Below are 580 nucleotides of genomic sequence, written 5' to 3'. Positions count from 1 at the left end.
CGCGATCGAGGACGTCCCGGTCACGAGTCAGACGTTCGACGACCGGCGATCCGTCACGGTGGGTTTCACCCGCGGCGTCGGGACCGCGCTCACGTCGCCGGGAGACGGTCGCATCACGTCGTTCCCGTGCGCTCCGGGCGGTACCGCCGCGTCCGGGGAGAGCCTGCTCGCGCTCGACGGCCGCCCGGCGTTGACCCTCGCGACCCGCGTGCCCCTGTGGCGCGACCTCGGCATGGACGATCGAGGCGACGACGTCTCCGCGCTGCAGGGCGAACTCGCTCGCCTCGGCGAACCGGTCACGGTCGATGGCGTCGTCGGGCGCGAGACGCTCGACGCCCTCGAGCGACGGTTCCGATCCATCGGTGAGGACGACGTCGCCGACGTCCAGGCCGTCGAGGTCGCGCGGGTCCTCTGGATTCCCGCGCCGACCGTCACGATCGACGAGTGCACCGTCGGAACCGGCTCGTCGGCCGTGTCCGGCGAACCGCTCGCGACGCTCACGACCGGGCTCTCCTCCGCCGCTGTCGAGCAGCTCCCGGACGACCTCGTCGCCGGCGAACGCACCCTCGTCGTGGACGGC

At 72.9% G+C, this 580-nt stretch carries 1 protein-coding gene; it reads left to right on the top strand.

Translation table 11 applies throughout. From position 1 onward, the window contains the following. The coding region (locus AC4FQ5_RS19980; protein WP_491146419.1) for a peptidoglycan-binding domain-containing protein at positions 1 to 580 on the top strand (580 nt) is incomplete at both ends.

This window comes from Chryseobacterium sp. DT-167 (assembly GCF_058310155.1).
This window is presented reverse-complemented; position numbering and strand designations above follow the sequence as displayed.